The sequence below is a fragment of the Pseudomonas sp. HMWF021 genome (genome assembly GCF_003061005.1).
GTDB lineage: Bacteria > Pseudomonadota > Gammaproteobacteria > Pseudomonadales > Pseudomonadaceae > Aquipseudomonas.
Genome location: NZ_QAIK01000121.1, coordinates 22,868 through 40,889, shown reverse-complemented (window position 1 = coordinate 40,889; position 18,022 = coordinate 22,868). Strand labels below are relative to the sequence as shown.

General features: G+C 61.3%; 16 protein-coding genes. 10 read left to right on the top strand and 6 right to left on the bottom strand.

The window, feature by feature from the left end:
• Positions 1-136: 136 nt before the first annotated feature.
• The 5 genes from DBR18_RS16550 (at position 137) to DBR18_RS16530 (ending at position 6,328) form a co-directional block, all read left to right on the top strand.
• Positions 137-778 (top strand): thiol:disulfide interchange protein DsbA/DsbL, encoded by a 642-nt coding sequence (locus DBR18_RS16550; protein ID WP_108591128.1) that lies wholly within the window; start codon positions 137-139, stop codon positions 776-778.
• Between the two features lie 14 nt (positions 779-792).
• Positions 793-1,671, top strand: coding sequence for an endonuclease/exonuclease/phosphatase family protein (locus DBR18_RS16545; RefSeq protein WP_108591127.1), 879 nt, complete (start codon positions 793-795; stop codon positions 1,669-1,671).
• Positions 1,668-3,758 carry a GGDEF domain-containing protein gene (locus DBR18_RS16540; protein WP_108591126.1) on the top strand — a complete coding sequence of 697 codons (2,091 nt, stop codon included), beginning with the start codon at positions 1,668-1,670 and terminating at the stop codon, positions 3,756-3,758. Before DBR18_RS16545 ends, DBR18_RS16540 begins: the two co-directional genes overlap by 4 nt.
• A gap of 100 nt (positions 3,759-3,858) precedes the next feature.
• Positions 3,859-4,638 carry an N-acetylmuramoyl-L-alanine amidase gene (locus DBR18_RS16535; RefSeq protein WP_108591125.1) on the top strand — a complete coding sequence of 260 codons (780 nt, stop codon included), beginning with the start codon at positions 3,859-3,861 and terminating at the stop codon, positions 4,636-4,638.
• Between the two features lie 76 nt (positions 4,639-4,714).
• Entirely contained in the window at positions 4,715-6,328 is a 1,614-nt protein-coding gene (locus DBR18_RS16530; protein WP_371921108.1) for an EAL domain-containing protein, read from the top strand.
• On the opposite strand, the gene DBR18_RS16525 is transcribed toward DBR18_RS16530, so the two are convergent.
• Positions 6,325-8,115 (bottom strand): KinB sensor domain-containing domain, encoded by a 1,791-nt coding sequence (locus tag DBR18_RS16525; protein WP_108591123.1) that lies wholly within the window; start codon positions 8,113-8,115, stop codon positions 6,325-6,327. The genes DBR18_RS16530 and DBR18_RS16525 overlap by 4 nt on opposite strands.
• Before the next feature lie 10 nt (positions 8,116-8,125).
• Positions 8,126-9,472: a sigma-54-dependent response regulator transcription factor AlgB gene (algB, locus tag DBR18_RS16520; RefSeq protein WP_016986437.1), complete on the bottom strand. Its 1,347-nt coding sequence runs from the start codon at positions 9,470-9,472 to the stop codon at positions 8,126-8,128.
• 426 nt (positions 9,473-9,898) lie between these two features.
• On the opposite strand from algB, the gene DBR18_RS16515 reads away from it, so the two are divergent.
• The 5 genes from DBR18_RS16515 (at position 9,899) to DBR18_RS16490 (ending at position 14,351) form a co-directional block, all read left to right on the top strand.
• Positions 9,899-10,183 (top strand): hypothetical protein, encoded by a 285-nt coding sequence (locus DBR18_RS16515; RefSeq protein ID WP_108591122.1) that lies wholly within the window; start codon positions 9,899-9,901, stop codon positions 10,181-10,183.
• Between the two features lie 72 nt (positions 10,184-10,255).
• Positions 10,256-10,420 (top strand): DUF1328 domain-containing protein, encoded by a 165-nt coding sequence (locus tag DBR18_RS16510; RefSeq protein ID WP_003177151.1) that lies wholly within the window; start codon positions 10,256-10,258, stop codon positions 10,418-10,420.
• A 2-nt stretch (positions 10,421-10,422) separates the two neighbouring features.
• On the top strand, positions 10,423-10,887 hold the full coding sequence (locus tag DBR18_RS16505; RefSeq protein ID WP_003220283.1) for an inhibitor of vertebrate lysozyme family protein: 465 nt from the start codon (positions 10,423-10,425) through the stop codon (positions 10,885-10,887).
• Between the two features lie 702 nt (positions 10,888-11,589).
• Positions 11,590-12,921 carry a glutamate/aspartate:proton symporter GltP gene (gene gltP / locus DBR18_RS16500; RefSeq protein ID WP_108591121.1) on the top strand — a complete coding sequence of 444 codons (1,332 nt, stop codon included), beginning with the start codon at positions 11,590-11,592 and terminating at the stop codon, positions 12,919-12,921.
• Between the two features lie 200 nt (positions 12,922-13,121).
• On the top strand, positions 13,122-14,351 hold the full coding sequence (locus DBR18_RS16490) for a nucleoside recognition domain-containing protein (protein WP_108591120.1): 1,230 nt from the start codon (positions 13,122-13,124) through the stop codon (positions 14,349-14,351).
• A 122-nt stretch (positions 14,352-14,473) separates the two neighbouring features.
• On the opposite strand, the gene DBR18_RS16485 is transcribed toward DBR18_RS16490, so the two are convergent.
• From DBR18_RS16485 to DBR18_RS16470, 4 genes are read right to left on the bottom strand one after another with little or no spacing between them, the layout of a single operon-like run.
• Positions 14,474-15,100 carry an ABC-type transport auxiliary lipoprotein family protein gene (locus DBR18_RS16485; RefSeq protein ID WP_108591119.1) on the bottom strand — a complete coding sequence of 209 codons (627 nt, stop codon included), beginning with the start codon at positions 15,098-15,100 and terminating at the stop codon, positions 14,474-14,476.
• Positions 15,097-16,035, bottom strand: a complete 939-nt coding sequence (locus tag DBR18_RS16480; protein WP_108591118.1) for an MlaD family protein — start codon at positions 16,033-16,035, stop codon at positions 15,097-15,099. Before DBR18_RS16480 ends, DBR18_RS16485 begins: the two co-directional genes overlap by 4 nt.
• Position 16,036: 1 nt before the next feature.
• Positions 16,037-16,840: an ABC transporter ATP-binding protein gene (locus DBR18_RS16475; RefSeq protein WP_007962720.1), complete on the bottom strand. Its 804-nt coding sequence runs from the start codon at positions 16,838-16,840 to the stop codon at positions 16,037-16,039.
• Entirely contained in the window at positions 16,837-17,985 is a 1,149-nt protein-coding gene (locus DBR18_RS16470) for an ABC transporter permease (RefSeq protein ID WP_108591117.1), read from the bottom strand. Before DBR18_RS16470 ends, DBR18_RS16475 begins: the two co-directional genes overlap by 4 nt.
• Positions 17,986-18,022 lie beyond the last annotated feature (37 nt).

The following is an 18,022-nucleotide window of genomic DNA, read 5'->3' as shown; positions in this document are numbered from 1 at the left end:
TCGCAGCAAGTATAAAAAGGGTGGCTTTGGCCGCCCTTTTTTGTGGCCGCTGCCGTTACACTACAGAACTCATGCCCGCCAGGATCTGTCTGAAAACAGGTCGCGCGAGGCGACCAAAATTGTCCAGGAGTAAAGCATGCGTAATCTGATCATCAGCGCCGCTCTCGTCGCTGCCAGCCTGTTCGGCGTGACCGCCCAGGCCGCTGAAGCACCGGCCGCCCCTTATGTCGAGCTGGCAAACCCGGTGCCGGTGGCAGAACCTGGCAAGATCGAAGTGGTGGAGCTGTTCTGGTACGGCTGCCCGCATTGCTACGCGTTCGAGCCGGTGATCAATCCATGGGTTGAAAAACTGCCATCCGACGTCAACTTCGTACGCATTCCTGCCATGTTCGGCGGCCCGTGGGACGCTCACGGCCAGATGTTCCTGACCCTGGAAGCGATGGGTGTCGAGCACAAGGTTCACGCGGCAGTCTTCAACGCCATACAGAAAGAACACAAGAAGTTGACCGACAAGAACGACATGGCTGACTTCCTCGCCACTCAGGGCGTGGACAAGGACAAGTTCCTCGCCACTTTCGACTCGTTCGCCATCAAGGGCCAGATCGTCAAGGCTCGCGAACTGGCCAAGAAGTATGAAATCAGTGGCGTACCGACCATGATCGTCAACGGCAAATACCGCTTCGACATCGGCTCTGCCGGTGGTGCCGAAGAAGCCCTGAAGCTGGCTGACCAACTGGTCGCCAAAGAGCGAGCGGCCAACAAGGCAGCTGCCAACTAAGCGCGGTCATCGCCATGCGCCGCTGGGGCACCGAACGCATCGTTGGCCTGCATGATCCGCAGGTCAACGAGCATCACCTGGAGTCCACGGGCCTGCCCGCAGACCATCGTCTGCGCCTGCTCAGTTTCAATATCCAGGTCGGCATCAGCACCGAGCGCTATCGGCATTACCTGACCCGCAGCTGGCAGCACCTGCTGCCGCACACCGGGCGCTCAGGCAATCTGCAAAAGATCGGCGACCTGCTTGGCGACTTCGACCTGGTCGCCCTGCAGGAAGCCGATGGCGGCAGCCTGCGCTCAGGCTACGTCAATCAGGTCGAACACCTGGCCCACCTCGGCGCCTTCCCCTACTGGTATCAACAACTCAATCGCAACCTCGGCCGACTGGCCCAGCACAGCAATGGCGTGCTCAGTCGCCTGAAGCCGTGGGCGATCGAAGATCATCCGCTGCCCGGCCCGAAAGGTCGCGGCGCGATCCTGCTGCGCTTCGGCGAAGGTCCCGAAGCGCTGGTGGTGGTGATGATGCACCTGGCCCTCGGCGCCCGGGTGCGCAGCCTGCAACTGGGCTATATTCGCGAGCTGATCGGTGGTTATAAACACCAGATATTGATGGGTGACATGAACACCCATGCCAGCGATCTGTTACAACAGTCTCCGTTACGCGATCTCGGCTTGCTGGCCCCGCAGGTGGAAGCGACATTCCCCAGCTGGCGACCGCAGCGTTGCCTTGATCATATTTTGCTCAGCCCGACCCTGGTTCTGGAAAAGGTCGAAGTGCTGGCACAACCGATTTCCGATCACCTGCCGGTCGCGGTAGAGATCCGTCTGCCGGGTTCGCTCACGGCCGATGCATTGCCCGCGATGAGTCCTGCCCCTCGCGGAACCCCTGAATGAGCGACGACGCCCAGCGCTGGAAAGAGAAGTACCTCAAAAGCATCGAACAGCAGGACAAGCTCGAACGCCGCTGGGCCGCCCGGCTCGACTTGCTGCGTCGTGGCCTGGTGCGCAGCACCCTGGCCGCCGAAGGCACCGACAAGGTCGTTGATCAGTGCATGAAAGAGATGCGCGAGGTGGTGCGCACCGACGACATGGACGCCGGTCTTGCCGCCCTGCTGCCGCGTCTGGAAAAAGCCGTGCTCGACTCCGAGCAGCGCCGCGAGACCCGAATCGATCAGGTCAGCACCGCGCTGACCGCACTGGTCACCCAACTGCAAGCCTTGCCGCTGCCACGGGAAGTCGCCCAGCCGCTGAAGAAATTCGCCAAGCAACTCGACAGCCGCGTCGGGCAGGCACGGGAAATGCCGCTGCTGCTGAGTGAACTCAGCGGTTTGCAGGGCAAGGCACTGAGTCAGCTGGAAACGCCGCCCGAGCCGGACCGCCCGGGCTTCCTGCAGCGCTTGTTTGGCAGCCGCGACAGTGAAGAGACGCCGGAAGCGCCACCGGCCCCGCATCCACCTGAAGCCCCCATGCCTGCGCCACCCGGCGCTGAACACCCGGCGCCCGTCCCCGTGCAGACCGCGCTCGTCGAGCCGACTCCGGCTGCACCAAAACCGGCAGCTCCCATCGCACCAGCAATTGAGGCCGCGCCTCTTCAGGCGCCAGTTGCTCCAGCCGTGCCTGCTCAGGCCCAAGCGCCTGTGGTTTCCTTTGTGCCGCCGATCATTGCTGTCGAGGCAGTCACCGAATCCGGTGCCACTTCGACGCCCTGGGTGTTCGGGCCAGAGACCGAACCCGAAGCAGCCACCACGATTTCACCGCCGATCCCGGTGACCGCGATCAACCCGGACGAATTGATCCTCCCGGGCGATGGCCCGACACCGCTGTTTCTCGACAGCCTGCCCCTGCCCGAACCCATAGCCCAGGCATTGGCCGCGATTGATCCGGACCAATCCGAGCAGGATATTCTCTACGCCCTGCCCGATTCGCCCGAACCGTCCTACAGCTCGGTGGCCAGGCACATCGAAGACACCTTGATCGGGCTGCTCGACGATCTGACCCTGCCCGAGCGCCACCGCCCGCAGGCCGAAGCCATGCGTGATCGGTTGAAAAATGGTCTGAACTGGTACGAGTTGCTGCCGATCCTCGACGATCTTGCCACCTTGATGCTGGCGATCACCGACAGTGGCCAACACGAATTCGAAGCCTATCTGCAGCAACTCAACGAACGCCTCGAAGCCTTCCAGAGTAACTTGCAGGCCGCCAGCGAGGGCCACGCCGACAACAGCTCGGCGGCGCGGGCGATGGACACGCAGATCCGCGAACAGGTCGATGGCTTGCAGACCAGCGTGCAGGAAGCAGCCGATCTGGATGACCTCAAGCAAGTGCTGGAGAACCACCTCGAAGGCCTGCTCGGCACCATGGACCAGCACCAGAAACAACGCGACGCCCGTGAGCAGGAAGTGGCTGCGCGCCTCAAAGGCCTGGCCGAGCGCGTAGCGCACATGGAGCAGGAAGCCCTGGGTTTCCGCGAGCACCTGGAAGAACAACGGCAGAAAGCCCTGATCGACCCGCTCACCGGCCTGCCCAACCGCGCCGCCTGGAGCGAACGGCTGGAACACGAGATCAAACAGTGGCAGCAACACGGCAACACCTTGAGCCTGGCGATGCTCGACCTCGATCATTTCAAGCGCATCAACGACAACTACGGCCATCTGGCCGGCGACAAAGTGTTGAAGATCATCGCCACAGTGCTGCGTAAACGTCTGCGCGCAGCGGATTTCATTGCCCGTTTTGGCGGTGAAGAGTTCGTGCTGTTGTTGCCGGCCACCACGCCGGCCGTGGGTGCCAAGCTGCTGGAAACCCTGCGTGCGGCCATCGAAGCCTGCCCGTTTCACTTCAAGGGTGAACGGGTGACGATCACCATTTCCATGGGACTGGCTTCATTCAAGCCTGGAGAACACAGCGATCTGGTGCTCAAAAGAGCCGATCAGGCGCTGTACCGCGCAAAAAATGGAGGACGCAACCGGGTCGAGCTGGGCTGAGCAATTGTTCCATTTTGTTTAAATCAGCCCGTCGGCCGTCGAGACCCGAGGCAGTACGTTACACTGTTGCATTATTGTCTTGCGTGTACTGCCTTCTGCCATGAAATTTTTTGCCCTCCTCGCGTCGCTGCTTGTCCTGGCCGGTTGTGCCAGTGGCCCGCGTTATGACACCAGTCATCCTTCGGCCAATCACGACAGCCGCGTGCAGTTCGTGATCGTGCACTACACCTCCGCCTCCCTCGCCCGTTCGCTGCAACTGCTGACCCACGGCGAAGTCAGCAGCCACTACCTGATCGGCGACGACAAGAGCGGCACCATCTACAAACTGATGGATGAAAACCAGCGCGCCTGGCACGCCGGAGAAAGCCAGTGGCAGGGCCGTACCTGGCTCAACTCAAGCTCCATCGGCATCGAAATCGTCAACCCGGGCTTCAAGGACACGCCAACCGGGCGCCTGTGGTATCCGTACAGCGAAGCGCAGATTCAAGCGCTGATCGTCCTGCTCAAGGACATCAGCAAACGCCAGGGCATCAGCCCGCGCCATATCATCGGCCACAGCGACATCGCACCGCTGCGCAAACTCGATCCAGGCCCGTTGTTCCCGTGGAAACGTCTGGCCGCAGAAGGCCTGGGCGTCTGGCCCGACGAATCAGCGGTGGCGCGCCAGCAGGTGCAGTTCAACGCCGAACTGCCGAGCATCAGCTGGTTCCAGGCGCAACTGGCGCGGGTCGGTTACGACACCCCGCAGACCGGCGAGCTGGACGTAGCCACCCGCCATGTACTGGCCGCGTTCCAGATGCACTTCCGCCCTTCACGGTTTGACGGTACGCCGGACGCGCAAACAGCCGCGTTATTGCTGGTGCTCAACCAGACAAAATAATGACGCCCGCCCGACGGTCAGGGCGAAATCGTAATCAGCAGCTATAACTCATTGGTAATTCTTCGGATATTCCATGATGGTTGCTACCCGAGCGACGCTGCGTAGCTGGTTTTATCGCCCGTGGTTCCTGGCGATGATCGCGGCTGTCCTCAGTGCGGCCCTGCTGATCGCCGGCGGGATGTTCGTCGCCATGCGCCAGGTCGAACAAAACGAAAGCCAGGCGATGAACGCTCAGGGTGAGCGCTTCCTTGCACGTCTGGAGCAATTGTTCGGCCAGTTGCGCGAGAGCCTCGATGACCTGCAGGCTCAGCCGCTGCGCACCTGCGACGACGAGATGATCGCCACCCTGCAGCAGGTCACCTTCAACTACCGTTTTGTCTATGAAGCCGCGTACAAGGACGGCGCGCGGATGTGCTCCAACCGTCCGCGCCAGGAAGGTCTGACCGTTGTTCGCCCGCCGGACATCAAAGGCCCGACCTACAGCTATTGGCTCAACACCACCACAGAACCCGATGAAAACCGGGCTGCCCTGATGCTCGGCCGTGGCAATTTTCGTGTGGCGACCTCGCGCGGACACCTGACCGACATGGTCGACCTGTCACCCGGCAGCAGCCTTCTGGTCGTGCTTGATCACGGCAAACGAGCCATCCCGGTACTCGGTAAAGAGCAAACCTGGCCACCGGCCGAGCCCTGGCCACCGAAAGCACGCGATGCGCTTCAGATCACCCAGTCGCGGCTGATCTACCGAATGCCCACTGACAACCCCGAATACCAACTGGTTTTGATCACCCCGCGCACCGGGATGCACATGCCCGCCATCTGGTGGTGGGTGGTGCCGGTGTGCCTGATCCTCGGCGCCTTCGTCGGGTTTTTCGTGTTGTTGCTGGTCCGCCAGCGCCAGTCGCTGGACGCCGAATTGCACGGCGCAATCCGTCGCGGCGAATTGCAGGTGCTGTATCAGCCGATCTTCGACCTCGACAGCCGCAACTGCGTCGGCGCCGAAGCATTGCTGCGCTGGCGCCGCCCGGACGGCACGCTGACCAGTCCCGACCTGTTCATTCCAATGGCGGAAAATACCGGGCAGATCCGCCAGATGACCGATTTCGTCCTGCAACGCCTGCTGGAACAACTGGGCCAGCTTCTGCGGGCCAATCCGCAGCTCTACATTTCAGTGAACCTGGCGGCGTGCGACGTAATGGTGCCGCGCATCGGCCAGGTCATGGCCAAGCTGCTGACCCTGCACCGGGTCGCGGCGCGGCAGATCGCGTTCGAAGTCACCGAGCGCGGGCTGATTGATGTGGTGGTGGCGCGGGAGAACCTGCAAGCCTTGCGTGATGTCGGCCACCAGGTGCTGATCGACGATTTTGGCACGGGCTATTGCAGCCTCGCCTACCTGCAAACGCTGCCGGTGGATTGCCTGAAAATCGACAAGGCGTTTATCGACGCCCTCGGCCACGATGCCGCCAGCAGCGGCGTAGCGCCGCACATCATTCACATGGCGCAGGCGCTGGATCTGAAAGTGATTGCCGAAGGCATCGAGCACGAAGCGCAAGCGGTGTTTCTCAGCAGCGAGGGGGTCAAGTTCGGTCAGGGCTGGCTGTTCGCCCATGCCTTGAGCGCGGTGCAGTTCATCGAGCTGATCACCCGCGGGCGCCGACTGGCCGGACGCCGTCTGGACGACGAAGCCTAGACCGCCAGCGCCATGTAGAACTGTGTGCCCTGCCCCGGCCGTGAATAGACGCCCATGCGCCCGCCATGCAGCTGGACGATTTCCTTGCACAGCGCCAGACCCAGACCGGCGCCGCCCTTCTTGCGCCCGACCTGCACAAACGGCTCGAAAATCCGCCCCTGCTGGCCATAGGCGATGCCTTCGCCGTTGTCCTCGACGCTGATGATCACCCGCTCGCCATGCCGGCGGGCCTGCAAGCGGATCTGCCCGTCGCGGGCGGTGTGACGCAAGGCGTTGTCGATCAGGTTGTCGAGCACCCGGTCCAGTTGCGCCTGATCGGCCTGCAAACGCGGCAGCGCTCCCTGCACCTCGACGGTCAAGGCGATGTCCTTGCCTGCCGCCGCATCGGCGAAGCGTAACCGCGCCTGTTCCAGCAAGTCTTCGATGGAGACCGGCGCCAAAGTGAGTTTCTGCAAACCGTTCTGATAACGCGAAAAGTTGAGCAGGTCGTTGATCAGCTGCATCAAACGCTGCATTTCTTCATTGACGGTGTCGAGCAGATCCGCCTCGCGAGATTCCGGCGCAAACTTCGCGCGCTCGCGAAACAACCCGAAAGCCATGTGCATACCGGTAACCGGCGTGCGCAATTCATGGGAAGCGCGCAGGACGAATTCGCTGCGCACCCGCTCGAAAGCACGCTGCTCGGTGACGTCATGCAGCACCATCACCGCGCCGAGAATATGCCCCTGGGTGTGGCTGACCGGCGTCAGGCTGTAAGTCAGCAAGCGCGATTCGCCGTCGACCTCAATGCCCAGATCTTCCGGAGCGCGCTCTAGGGTGCCGCCGCGCAACACCAGTTGCAGTTGCGCATCAAGCTCCGGGCGCCCAAGTGCAGTGCCCAAGCCCTGACCGAGACGGTCATCCTCCCAACCCAACTGCCGCTGGGCTACCGGGTTGAGATGCTCGAGCTGCCCTTTGCGATCAATCATCAGCAGGCCGTCATCGATACTGTCGAGCACCGCCTGCAAGCGCTGCTGGCCGGCCAGCAGCTCATCGACATTGGTCGCCTGATGCTCGCGCAGGGCCTCGGCCATCAGCCCGAAGCGCTTGGTCAGTTGATTCAGTTCCATCGCCGAGGAAATCGGCAGGGTCACTTCGAAATTGCCCTGGCCGATGTTGTCCGCCGCTTGCGCCAGTGCCTCGATCGGCCCGCCGAAACGCCGGGCAATCGCGTGAGCGGTGACAAACCCGATGATCAACACCGCCAGACCGACCAGCCCCAGCAGGCCGGCGACCAGCAGCGCCCGCTCCCGGGCGTGATGCTGGACCGCATTGATATTGTCCAGAGCATGCTTGTGCTCGGTGATCAGACCGTTGCGCAAGGTATTGAAGCGTTCTCTGAGGTCGCTGTTGCCACTGAGCACATTGCCCGGATCACGGGACAGCTCGAACGCCTGCAGAAAACTCAGATAGTCGGCCTTGGCCTGGGTAAATCCGTACTGCCGGCCGTCACCCTCTCCCTCCTGGGCGATGCCCTCGTCGAGCAACTGCAGGTAATGCTGCTTTGACGCTTCGAACGCGACGGGATCGGGCTTCTCGGCAAGCATCAGCACCAGTTGGTCGCCGAGGGTCTGGCGCAATTTGAGGCCCAGATCAAGGGTGACGAAGTTATTGCGGATCGTCGCTTCCTGGGTTCCGGCCATCTGCATCACACTGACCAGCCCGAGCAGAAGCCCGAGCAAGGCAACGGTGATCAGCGCAGAAATGCTCAGAAACAAGCGCGTGCGCAACTTCATCGCCAGCTTCATCGCCGGACGCTCACAGGTTGTACTGCTTGCGCTTGCGATACAGGGTCGAGGCGTCGATACCCAGGGTCTTGGCCGCTTGGTCGAGGGTGCCGGCCGTCGCCAGCACCGCGCCGATGTGGGCTTTTTCCAGCTCATCCAGGCTTAGCGCCGCGCCGACTCTAGGCGCGTTGTTCGCCGGTTGTTCGGCCATGCCCAGGTGACTGATTTCCACGCGCTCCTGCGGGCAGATGATGCTCGCCCGCTCCACCACGTTGCGCAGTTCACGGATATTGCCCGGCCAGCGATAGCCCAGCAGCGCTTCCCGTGCCTCGTCGCTGAAGCCCCGGGCCGGACGCGCATACTCTTTGACGAAGCGCGCGAGGAAGCGGTCGGCCAGGGTCAGGATGTCTTCGGCACGCTCGCGCAGTGGCGGCAGATGCAGGGTGATCACGTTCAGGCGATACAGCAGGTCTTCACGGAAACGACCGTCGCGCACCATGTCTTCAAGGTTGAGGTTGGTCGCGGCAAGAATTCGCACATCGGCGCGCCGGGTGACCGGATCCCCTACCCGCTCGTATTCCTTGTCCTGAATGAAACGCAGCAGTTTTGGCTGCAATGTCAGCGGAAAATCGCCGATCTCGTCGAGAAACAGCGTGCCGCCATCCGCCTGATTGACGCGACCCAAGGTACTTTCGCTGGCCCCGGTAAACGCGCCACGACTGTGGCCGAACAGCTCGCTTTCCATCAGCTCGGCGGTCAACGACGGGCAGTTGATGGTCACGCAGGACTTCTTCTCGCGCTTGCTCCAGCCGTGAATGGCCCGGGCCAGCTCACCCTTACCGGTGCCGGATTCACCAAGGATAAGAATGTTGGCGTCGGTGCTTGCGACCTGACGCGCGGTTTCCAGCACGACTTTCATCGCCGGGCTGTGGGAATCGAGGCCATCCTTGGGTTTGCGGATTTCGCCTTCGAGAGCCTCCAGACGCGCCGAGAGCTGGCGCACTTCCAGTTGCTTGGCGGTGGCCAGGCGCAATTGGTCGGGGCTGCAGGGTTTGACCAAGTAATCGGCAGCGCCAGCCTGGATAGCATCCACGGCGGTATCGACGGCCGAGTGCGCGGTGACGATCACCACGCGCATCCACGGTGCCTGAATACGCATCTGCGCCAGTACATCCAGACCGTTGTCTTCACCCAGGCGCAAATCAAGGAAGCACAGGTCGAATACCTGGCGTTGCAACAATGCCTCGGCCTGAGCCGCGCTGTTGGCGGTGGCTACCGTATAACCTTCGTCTTCGAGGCAGTAACGAAAGGTTCGCAGGATGGCAGACTCATCGTCCACCAGCAGAATGCGGCCTTGATGCTCAGTGGCAGATTCCATTTTTCCTACGCTCCATAGTGATTGGTCTTGGGTTAGTCCCGGAAAAATCGGGCAAGTTGCATGGTTGATTCTGAACGATGCCAGCCATAGCAGGGTAGCCCCCTCCTGCCTTAACGGCCAATTCGTTGATTTTGTTGAAAATCTAAACAATCACCGATTTGCAGGCGGTTGCCTGCGTCCTTTTCTGACATCCGTGACCTGCTCTCAATTCCATAAGAATGAAATCTCCTACGAAATAATCGTGCATTGCGCACGACCGTAGATGACCCATCGTGCAGGATGCGTTTGTCACGATTTTCTGCTCTCGTATAACTTATTGATTTTATTGAATATTTTTCAAATAAAAAACTGGCATGCAGCCTGCAATACCTCATTCAGCCCGGGCAGATTCCATTGCCCCAACCGAATAAGAGTGAGGAACCCAGGATGACTCGCCAACGTGCCGCCCAAGTGCGTATCTCGCCACTGCATATCCAGCAAGGCCTGTTTGGCGTACTTGCACTGTTGATCACCCTGATCGGCTGCCAGCAATACCTGAGCTGGGAAAACAGCCAGAAGCCTGAGCCACTGATCTCGATGCAACACAGCACGCAGACGCACTTCAGTGCCGTCAGCAGCAGTCAGGCCGAAAGCGCCTCGATGCGCATGATGGATGTCGATCAGCCGCAGCCGCTGGACCAGATGCCACGTGAAGAGCGCTGGGTTTTCTGACGAACCAAAGAATTCGGGCGCATCGCGCCGGGACACGCACCATCCCTAAATAGAGAAGTAAGGAGAATCACCATGTTGAGCTGGGCAATTACATTCTTGATCATTGCCATCATCGCCGCCGTACTGGGCTTCGGTGGTATCGCGGGCACCGCCACGGGTATCGCCAAGATTCTCTTTGTCGTGTTCCTGGTGATGTTCATCGCTTCCTTCTTCTTTGGCCGTCGCGGCCGAGGTTAACGATGATTGCTTTAAAGACACTGGCAGCCGCCCTGCTTCTGGGCGGTAGTGCCATGGCGATGGCGGCCAATGATGGCCAGGCGCGGGTCAACGAGCTGCTCAGCTCCGACCCGCAATACAGGGAAACCTGGCAAGGCGTCGTGAAGCACGAAGAACGCCTGCCGGAATGGGTGATGAACCTTTCCGGTACGCCAGACCAGCAGATGAATGCCGTGACGGAAGACGGCGACAAGTATCTGGTCGGCCCGCTCTGCGAATCCGCAGACAAGTGCCTCAACCACCGCTTGATCGTAGCGTTCAGTTTCGACAAGAAAGATGCCTACGCCATGCTCGTCGATGTGCCCGAAGGACTGCCGGCCGACAAGTCGCCGACGCGACATGCCACCTACCGCTTCCTCGGCAAACCGGATCAGGGCATGCAGAACCTGTTGATGGAAACGCTGAAGAAAGATCCGAACTGGTACTGATTCGAACATGAGGGCAGCGCCCCCCGCTGCCTTCTATTGCGCCCACCCGAGGAAGGTCGGCGCATGACCAGGGGGCCGGGACGTTCTGACTGTTACAGGGTCGGAGTGACCTACGGGTACAGGGAGTGCCTGCGCGAGGGCCGGGTCAGGGTAAAAGCTGCGACGCAGGTTCGCCGGCCCACAGCGGTTCGACGGACTTGCGCTGAGCTTTGTCCGATGCAAAACATTGATCCAGAGCGTCCTGCTCATCTTTTTATGGTTCAGACTGCGCGCGAAAACATTTCGCCGTGTTTCCTGGCGACCGTATATCGAGAAAGAATCCCTAAAAATAGTGGGACTTCTAGTCTGCAAACGTAGGCTTTTTCTTAAATTTTCTGTCGAAAACACTCGTTCAAAAAATAATCAACCTACGCTGTAATGGCCGGTTCACGGCACTTATGCCGGCTGAAATGTCGTAATCGAACCGGTTGGGACGCCAGTTTCATTTAAAAAAGCTCATGCCGATTCGGCATAGGGTAGGCGTTTACGGCATTAGACGGCGCAACCTTGCATCGGAATAGTTGCGCCTTTTTTCGCCTGCCGAAGAGCCGTAAACACGCGCTTCGGGGCACCTTATACGGAGGCAGATGCACAGACTTTTCCGCTAGAGAGCGTTCCAGTTGCTGCATGTGCCTGAGTCAAACGCAAGTAAGGGTAAAGATAATGAAGAAGGCAAAACTCAGCCTCGCCTGGCAGATCCTCATCGGTCTGGTTTTAGGGATTGCAATTGGTGCGTTGCTCAACCATTTCAGTGCCGAGAAAGCCTGGTGGATCAGCAATGTCCTGCAACCGGCAGGCGATATCTTTATCCGTCTGATCAAGATGATCGTGATCCCGATCGTCATCTCCTCCCTGATCGTCGGCATTGCCGGCGTGGGCGACGCCAAGAAGCTCGGGCGTATCGGCCTCAAGACCATCATCTACTTCGAAGTCGTCACCACCATCGCGATCATCGTCGGCCTGCTGCTGGCCAACCTGTTCCACCCGGGTGCCGGCATCGACATGAGCACCCTGGGCACCGTGGATATCTCCAAGTACCAGGCGACCGCCGCCGAAGTACAGCATGAACACGCGTTCATCGAGACCATCCTCAACCTGATCCCGTCGAACATCTTCGCGGCCATGGCCCGCGGCGAAATGCTGCCGATCATCTTCTTCTCCGTACTGTTCGGCCTCGGTCTGTCGAGCCTGCAGTCGGACCTGCGCGAGCCGCTGGTGAAGATGTTCCAGGGCGTTTCGGAAAGCATGTTCAAAGTCACTCACATGATCATGAACTACGCCCCGATCGGCGTATTCGCCCTGATCGCGGTGACCGTGGCCAACTTCGGCTTCGCTTCCCTGCTGCCGCTGGCCAAACTGGTGATTCTGGTTTACGTCGCCATCGCCTTCTTCGCCTTCGTGGTGCTGGGCCTGATCGCCAAGCTGTTCGGCTTCTCGGTGATCAAGCTGATGCGCATCTTCAAGGATGAGCTGGTCCTGGCTTACTCCACCGCTTCTTCGGAAACCGTGCTGCCGCGCGTGATCGAGAAGATGGAAGCCTACGGCGCACCGAAAGCCATCTGCAGCTTCGTGGTGCCGACCGGCTACTCGTTCAACCTCGACGGTTCGACCTTGTACCAGTCGATCGCCGCGATCTTCATTGCCCAGCTGTACGGCATCGACCTGTCGATCAGCCAGCAACTGCTGCTGGTGCTGACCCTGATGGTCACCTCCAAAGGTATCGCTGGCGTACCGGGCGTGTCCTTCGTGGTGCTGCTGGCGACCCTGGGCAGCGTGGGTATCCCGCTGGAAGGCCTGGCGTTCATCGCCGGTGTCGACCGCATCATGGACATGGCGCGTACTGCACTGAACGTGATCGGCAACGCCCTGGCGGTGCTGGTGATCGCACGTTGGGAAGGCATGTACGACGACGCCAAGGGCCAGCGCTACTGGAACTCCCTGCCACACTGGCGCAGCAAGGAAAAACTCCCGGCTGGCGAAATCACCAAGAACTGATAGCTGACTCCCTGTAGGAGCTGCCGCAGGCTGCGATCTTTTGATCTTGCTTTTAAAAACAAAAATCAAAAGATCGCAGCCTTCGGCAGCTCCTACAGGTGATTGAGGCCAGCCGTACCGACAAACCCCGGAGCAATCCGGGGTTTGTCGTTTCTGGCGACCCCGCTATCATTCGCCGCATCTTCCGGGGGATTTGACTGATGCTTAATGGCCTGTGGCTTGGCTTCTTCGTCGTGGCAGCAATATCTGCGCTGGTGCAGTGGCTGGTCGGCGGCAACGCCGGGATTTTCGCGGCGATGGTGGAAAGCATTTTTGCTATGGCCAAACTCTCGGTCGAGGTCATGGTGCTGCTGTTCGGCACGCTGACTCTGTGGCTGGGCTTTCTGCGCATCGCCGAGAAGGCCGGGATCGTCGAATGGCTGGCCAAAGTCCTCGGGCCGCTGTTCCTGCGCCTGATGCCGGAAGTCCCGGCGGGGCACCCGGCACTGGGCCTGATCACCCTGAACTTCGCCGCCAACGGTCTGGGGCTGGACAACGCCGCCACGCCGATCGGCCTCAAGGCCATGAAAGCGCTGCAGGAGCTCAACCCCAGCTCGACCATCGCCAGCAACGCGCAGATCCTGTTCCTGGTGCTCAACGCCTCGTCGCTGACCCTGCTGCCGGTGACGATCTTCATGTACCGCGCCCAGCAAGGTGCGCCGGACCCGACCCTGGTATTCCTGCCGATCCTGCTGGCGACCAGTTGCTCGACCATCGTCGGTTTCCTCTCGGTGGCGTTCATGCAACGCCTGCGCATCTGGGACCCGGTGGTGCTGGCCTATCTGATTCCCGGCGCGCTGATCCTCGGCGGCTTCATGGCGCTGCTGGCAACGATGTCGGCCACGGCGCTGGCCGGGCTGTCGTCGATTCTTGGCAATCTGACGCTGTTCGGCCTGATCATGCTGTTCCTGCTGATTGGCGCGTTACGCAAGGTTAAGGTCTACGAAGCGTTCGTCGAGGGCGCGAAGGAGGGCTTCGACGTCGCCAAGAATCTGCTGCCGTATCTGGTGGCGATGCTCTGCGCGATCGGCGTGCTGCGTGCTTCGGGGGCGCTGGACTTTGGTCTGGACGGCATCCGGCATCTGGTGGAGTGGGCCGGTTGGGACACGCGCTTCGTCGATGCCTTGCCGACGGCGATGGTCAAACCGTTTTCCGGCAGCGCCGCCCGGGCGATGCTGATCGAAACCATGAAGACCTCCGGTGTCGACAGCTTCCCGGCGCTGGTGGCGGCGACGATTCAGGGCAGTACCGAAACCACGTTCTATGTGCTGGCGGTGTATTTCGGCGCGGTGGGGATTCAGCGGGCAAGGCATGCCGTTGGATGCGCGCTGCTGGCGGAACTGGCCGGCGTGCTCGGCGCGATTGGCGTGTGCTACTGGTTCTTCGGTTAACCAGAAATCCCCATTGTGGGAGCGGGCTTGCTCGCGAAGAGGGCGTGTCAGTCGATGGATGCATTGCCTGACACACCGCCTTCGCGAGCAAGCCCGCTCCCACAGGGGGTTATGCACAAGGTTTAAGGTCTGGGTTGTTGGGCCAATTGCTGGCCTTGCTGAACAGCCCAAGCAACAACCTTGGCCGTCAGCCGATCACTGGCCTGTCCAAACCCGGCCACCACCGCTGGCACCTGCACATCGCTCAACGGCTGGTGCTCTTCAAAGCGGCGGCTGGCGAGAATCTTCTGGTCATAGCCGCGCACCAGCAGCGCATCGACCCGCACCACGACGCTGGCCTGATTGCCCTGATACTCGGTCTGAAACGCCTGCAAACTGCCGCCCAGTTCCAGATCCGCGGCAAAGTTGCTGTCATCGGTACTGAGCAGCGTCACCCGACCATCGCGAGCGAAACCATCCAGCAGCCGATTACGCACCAGCACCGGCGCCGGGTCGCTCCAGCGCGAGGCCTTGTAGCTGCTGATCACGTCACCCTGAGGAATCACCGCGATGTTCGGCCGATTCAGCGCTTCGCTGGCCTGCAACTTGTTCAGGCGCAGCGACCAGTGCTGGGTCGCCGCCGAACTGGTCGAGGCGGGCGCTTGCGCGGCGGGCAGGCGATAGACGTCCGAAGGCTCGGCCTTGGGCAGGATCGAGCAGGCGCTGGTCAAGGCAAGGCTGGCGAGGAGGGCGAAGTGAGTCAGCTTCATGGGGTGAATTCCTTGTTCTTGTCACTGCCCAGCAGGTAGCCGCTGGGGTTGGCCTCAAGCCGTTGGGAAATGCCGCGCAGCGAGGTCAGGGTCTCGCGCAGTTCGCGGATCGCCGGGGCCAGACCATTGAGGCCCTGCATACCGTTATCGAGCGAGTTCTGGTTCTTGCTCAGCAGGCCGTTGATGGTGGCGCTGCTCTGTTCCAGCGATTTCATTGCCTGTTCGGCACTGCCCAGCGCCTGCTTACCCTGATCGTTGAGCAGGCCGTTGGCGTTGCGCATCAGCGCCGAGGTCTGCTCGAGCATGCTGCCGGCCTGTTTGCCGACGCTCGCCAGTTGCTGCATGGCCTGACGCAGGTCGCCGCGTTGATCGTTGATCGAACCGGTGGTCTGCTCCAGATGCGCCAGCGTGTTGCTGACGCGCTCGACGTTTTCCTGGGAAAACATCTGGTTGGCATTGTTCAGCAGCGCGGTGATGCCGCTCATCAAATCGTTACTGTCGTTGAGCAGGCGGGAAATGGGCGAGGGCGCCGCGACGATGGTCGGCAGCTCACCGTCATGCCCGCGCAGCTTCGGGCTCTCCGGGGTGCCACCGCTGAGCTGGATGATCGAGGTGCCGGTGATCCCGGCCAGTGCCAGTTTGGCCTGTGTGTCTTCCTTGACCGGCGTATCGCCGCCCAGGCGTATCCGCGCCAGCACCCGGCGCGGGTCTTTCGGGTCGAGACGCAGGTTGACCACATCGCCGACCTTGATCCCGCTGTACTGCACCGGGCTGCCCTTGGACAAGCCGCTGACCGCCTCGTTGAAGACCACTTCGTAATCCTTGAACTCGGAATCGACGCTGGACTTGGCCAGCCACAGGCCAAAGAGCAGGGCGCCTGCCACCACTATCACCGAGAACAGGCCGATCAACACATGATGGGCTCGGGTTTCCATGTCAGACCTCGTTGAGCAATTTGGCGGCGTCCAGCGCCGAGCGGCCGCGCGGGCCGTGGAAGTATTCGTGAATCCACGCGTCATCGGTTTCCGAGACCACATCGATGGGACCGGCCACCAGCACTTTCTTCTGCGCCAGCACCGCCACGCGGTCAGTGATGGTATAGAGCGTGTCGAGGTCGTGGGTCACCAGAAACACGCTCAGGCCCAGCGCATCGCGCAGGGTCAGGATCAGTTGATCGAACGCCGCCGCGCCAATCGGATCGAGGCCGGCGGTGGGTTCGTCGAGAAACAGGATATCCGGATCCAGCGCCAGCGCCCGGGCCAGCGCCGCGCGCTTGATCATCCCGCCGGACAGCGAGGCCGGGTATTTGTCCGCCGCGGACAGCGGCAGCCCGGCCAGCGCCAGCTTCACCGCCGCCAGGTGCTCGGCGTCGTTGCGGCTCAGGCCGGCGTGTTCGATCAGCGGCAGGGCGACGTTCTCGGTCACCGTCAGCGAGGAGAACAGCGCGCCTTTCTGGAACAACACACCAAAGCGCCGCTCGACCAGCGAACGCTCATGCTCGGACAGGCTCGGCAGGTTCTGCCCGAACACCTTCACGTTGCCTTCGCTGGGCCGACGCAGCCCGACAATGCTGCGCAGCAGCACCGATTTGCCGCTGCCGGAGCCGCCTACCACGGCGAGGATTTCGCCTTTGTACAAATCCAGATCAAGGTTTTCGTGCACGCTCTGGCTGCCAAAGCGATTGCACAGGCCACGGACTTCGATCACCGCCTCCGAGGGCGCGCGGGGTAGACGACTCACCAGCCCATCTCCATGAAGAACAGCGCAGCCACCGCATCGAGCACGATCACTACGAAAATCGACTGCACCACCGCAGAGGTGGTGTGCGCGCCGACCGATTCGGCGCTGCCGCTGACCTTGAAGCCTTCCAGACAACCAATCGTGGCGATCAGGAAGGCAAAGACCGGCGCCTTCACCAGGCCCACCAGAAAATGCTGAATGCCGATGTCGCTCTGCAGCAGCGAGAGGAACATCGCCGGCGAAATCCCCAGCGACACCGCGCACACCACACCGCCGCCAATGATCCCGCAAAGCATCGCCAGAAACGTCAGCATCGGCAGCGCCACCAGCATCGCCAATACGCGCGGCACCACCAGCAGCTCCATCGGGTCGAGGCCGAGGGTGCGGATCGCGTCGATCTCTTCGTTGGCCTTCATCGAACCAATTTGCGCGGTGAACGCACTGGCGGTGCGCCCGGCCATCAGGATCGCCGTGAGCAACACACCGAACTCACGCAGGAAGGAGAAGCCCACCAAGTCCACGGTAAAGATCGTCGCGCCGAAACTGGCCAGCACCGTGGCGCCGAGAAACGCCACCACCGCGCCCACCAGAAAGGTCAGCAGCGCCACGATCGGCGCGGCGTCGAGGCCGGTCTGTTCGATGTGCGCCACCACCGGGGTGATGCGCCAGCGCTTGGGCCGCAGCAGGTTGCGGGCGATGGTTTCCAGAATCAGGCCGATGAAACCCAGCACTTGCAGGGTGTCCAGCCAGACCGTTTCCACCGCGCGCCCAATGCGGGTCAGCAGTTGCACGCTGACGCTGACTTCCGGCTCCTTGATCGGCACGCAGAAGTCGGTCAGCGAGCGATACACCGTCTGCAGCAGCGCGCGGTCAGCCTGGGAAATCGTGCAGTCGGGGTGTTCGGCGGATTTGCCTAGTCGCTCGGAGCCGAGCAGTTCCACCAGCAAGGAAGCGCCAGCGGTGTCGAGGGCGCCGAGGCTGTTGAGGTCAACCACGGTATTGGCGTCGTACTGGCCGTGGAGCTTTTCGGTCAGGTGCTTGAGGTCGGCGTAATGGGCAAGCGTCCAGTCCCCGGACACCCGCAGGCGGGCAGGGCTGATCGAGGTGTCCAGCTGGGCATTACCGCTCGTTGTGCTGCTGATCATAAGCTCCGTGCTTGTTCGGCTGATGACGCTGGCATAC

Excerpts from the sequence above, each read along its gene's own strand:
- DBR18_RS16505 (WP_003220283.1), top strand. The coding sequence starts at position 10,423 with ATGATTGCTTTAAAGACACTGGCAGCCGCCCTGCTTCTGGGCGGTAGT.
- DBR18_RS16490 (WP_108591120.1), top strand. The coding sequence starts at position 13,122 with ATGCTTAATGGCCTGTGGCTTGGCTTCTTCGTCGTGGCAGCAATATCT.
- DBR18_RS16485 (WP_108591119.1), bottom strand. The coding sequence starts at position 15,100 with ATGAAGCTGACTCACTTCGCCCTCCTCGCCAGCCTTGCCTTGACCAGC.
- DBR18_RS16535 (WP_108591125.1), top strand. The coding sequence starts at position 3,859 with ATGAAATTTTTTGCCCTCCTCGCGTCGCTGCTTGTCCTGGCCGGTTGT.
- algB (WP_016986437.1), bottom strand. The coding sequence starts at position 9,472 with ATGGAATCTGCCACTGAGCATCAAGGCCGCATTCTGCTGGTGGACGAT.
- DBR18_RS16545 (WP_108591127.1), top strand. The coding sequence starts at position 793 with ATGCGCCGCTGGGGCACCGAACGCATCGTTGGCCTGCATGATCCGCAG.
- gltP (WP_108591121.1), top strand. The coding sequence starts at position 11,590 with ATGAAGAAGGCAAAACTCAGCCTCGCCTGGCAGATCCTCATCGGTCTG.
- DBR18_RS16525 (WP_108591123.1), bottom strand. The coding sequence starts at position 8,115 with ATGAAGCTGGCGATGAAGTTGCGCACGCGCTTGTTTCTGAGCATTTCT.
- DBR18_RS16550 (WP_108591128.1), top strand. The coding sequence starts at position 137 with ATGCGTAATCTGATCATCAGCGCCGCTCTCGTCGCTGCCAGCCTGTTC.
- DBR18_RS16530 (WP_371921108.1), top strand. The coding sequence starts at position 4,715 with ATGGTTGCTACCCGAGCGACGCTGCGTAGCTGGTTTTATCGCCCGTGG.
- DBR18_RS16515 (WP_108591122.1), top strand. The coding sequence starts at position 9,899 with ATGACTCGCCAACGTGCCGCCCAAGTGCGTATCTCGCCACTGCATATC.
- DBR18_RS16470 (WP_108591117.1), bottom strand. The coding sequence starts at position 17,985 with ATGATCAGCAGCACAACGAGCGGTAATGCCCAGCTGGACACCTCGATC.
- DBR18_RS16480 (WP_108591118.1), bottom strand. The coding sequence starts at position 16,035 with ATGGAAACCCGAGCCCATCATGTGTTGATCGGCCTGTTCTCGGTGATA.
- DBR18_RS16510 (WP_003177151.1), top strand. The coding sequence starts at position 10,256 with ATGTTGAGCTGGGCAATTACATTCTTGATCATTGCCATCATCGCCGCC.
- DBR18_RS16540 (WP_108591126.1), top strand. The coding sequence starts at position 1,668 with ATGAGCGACGACGCCCAGCGCTGGAAAGAGAAGTACCTCAAAAGCATC.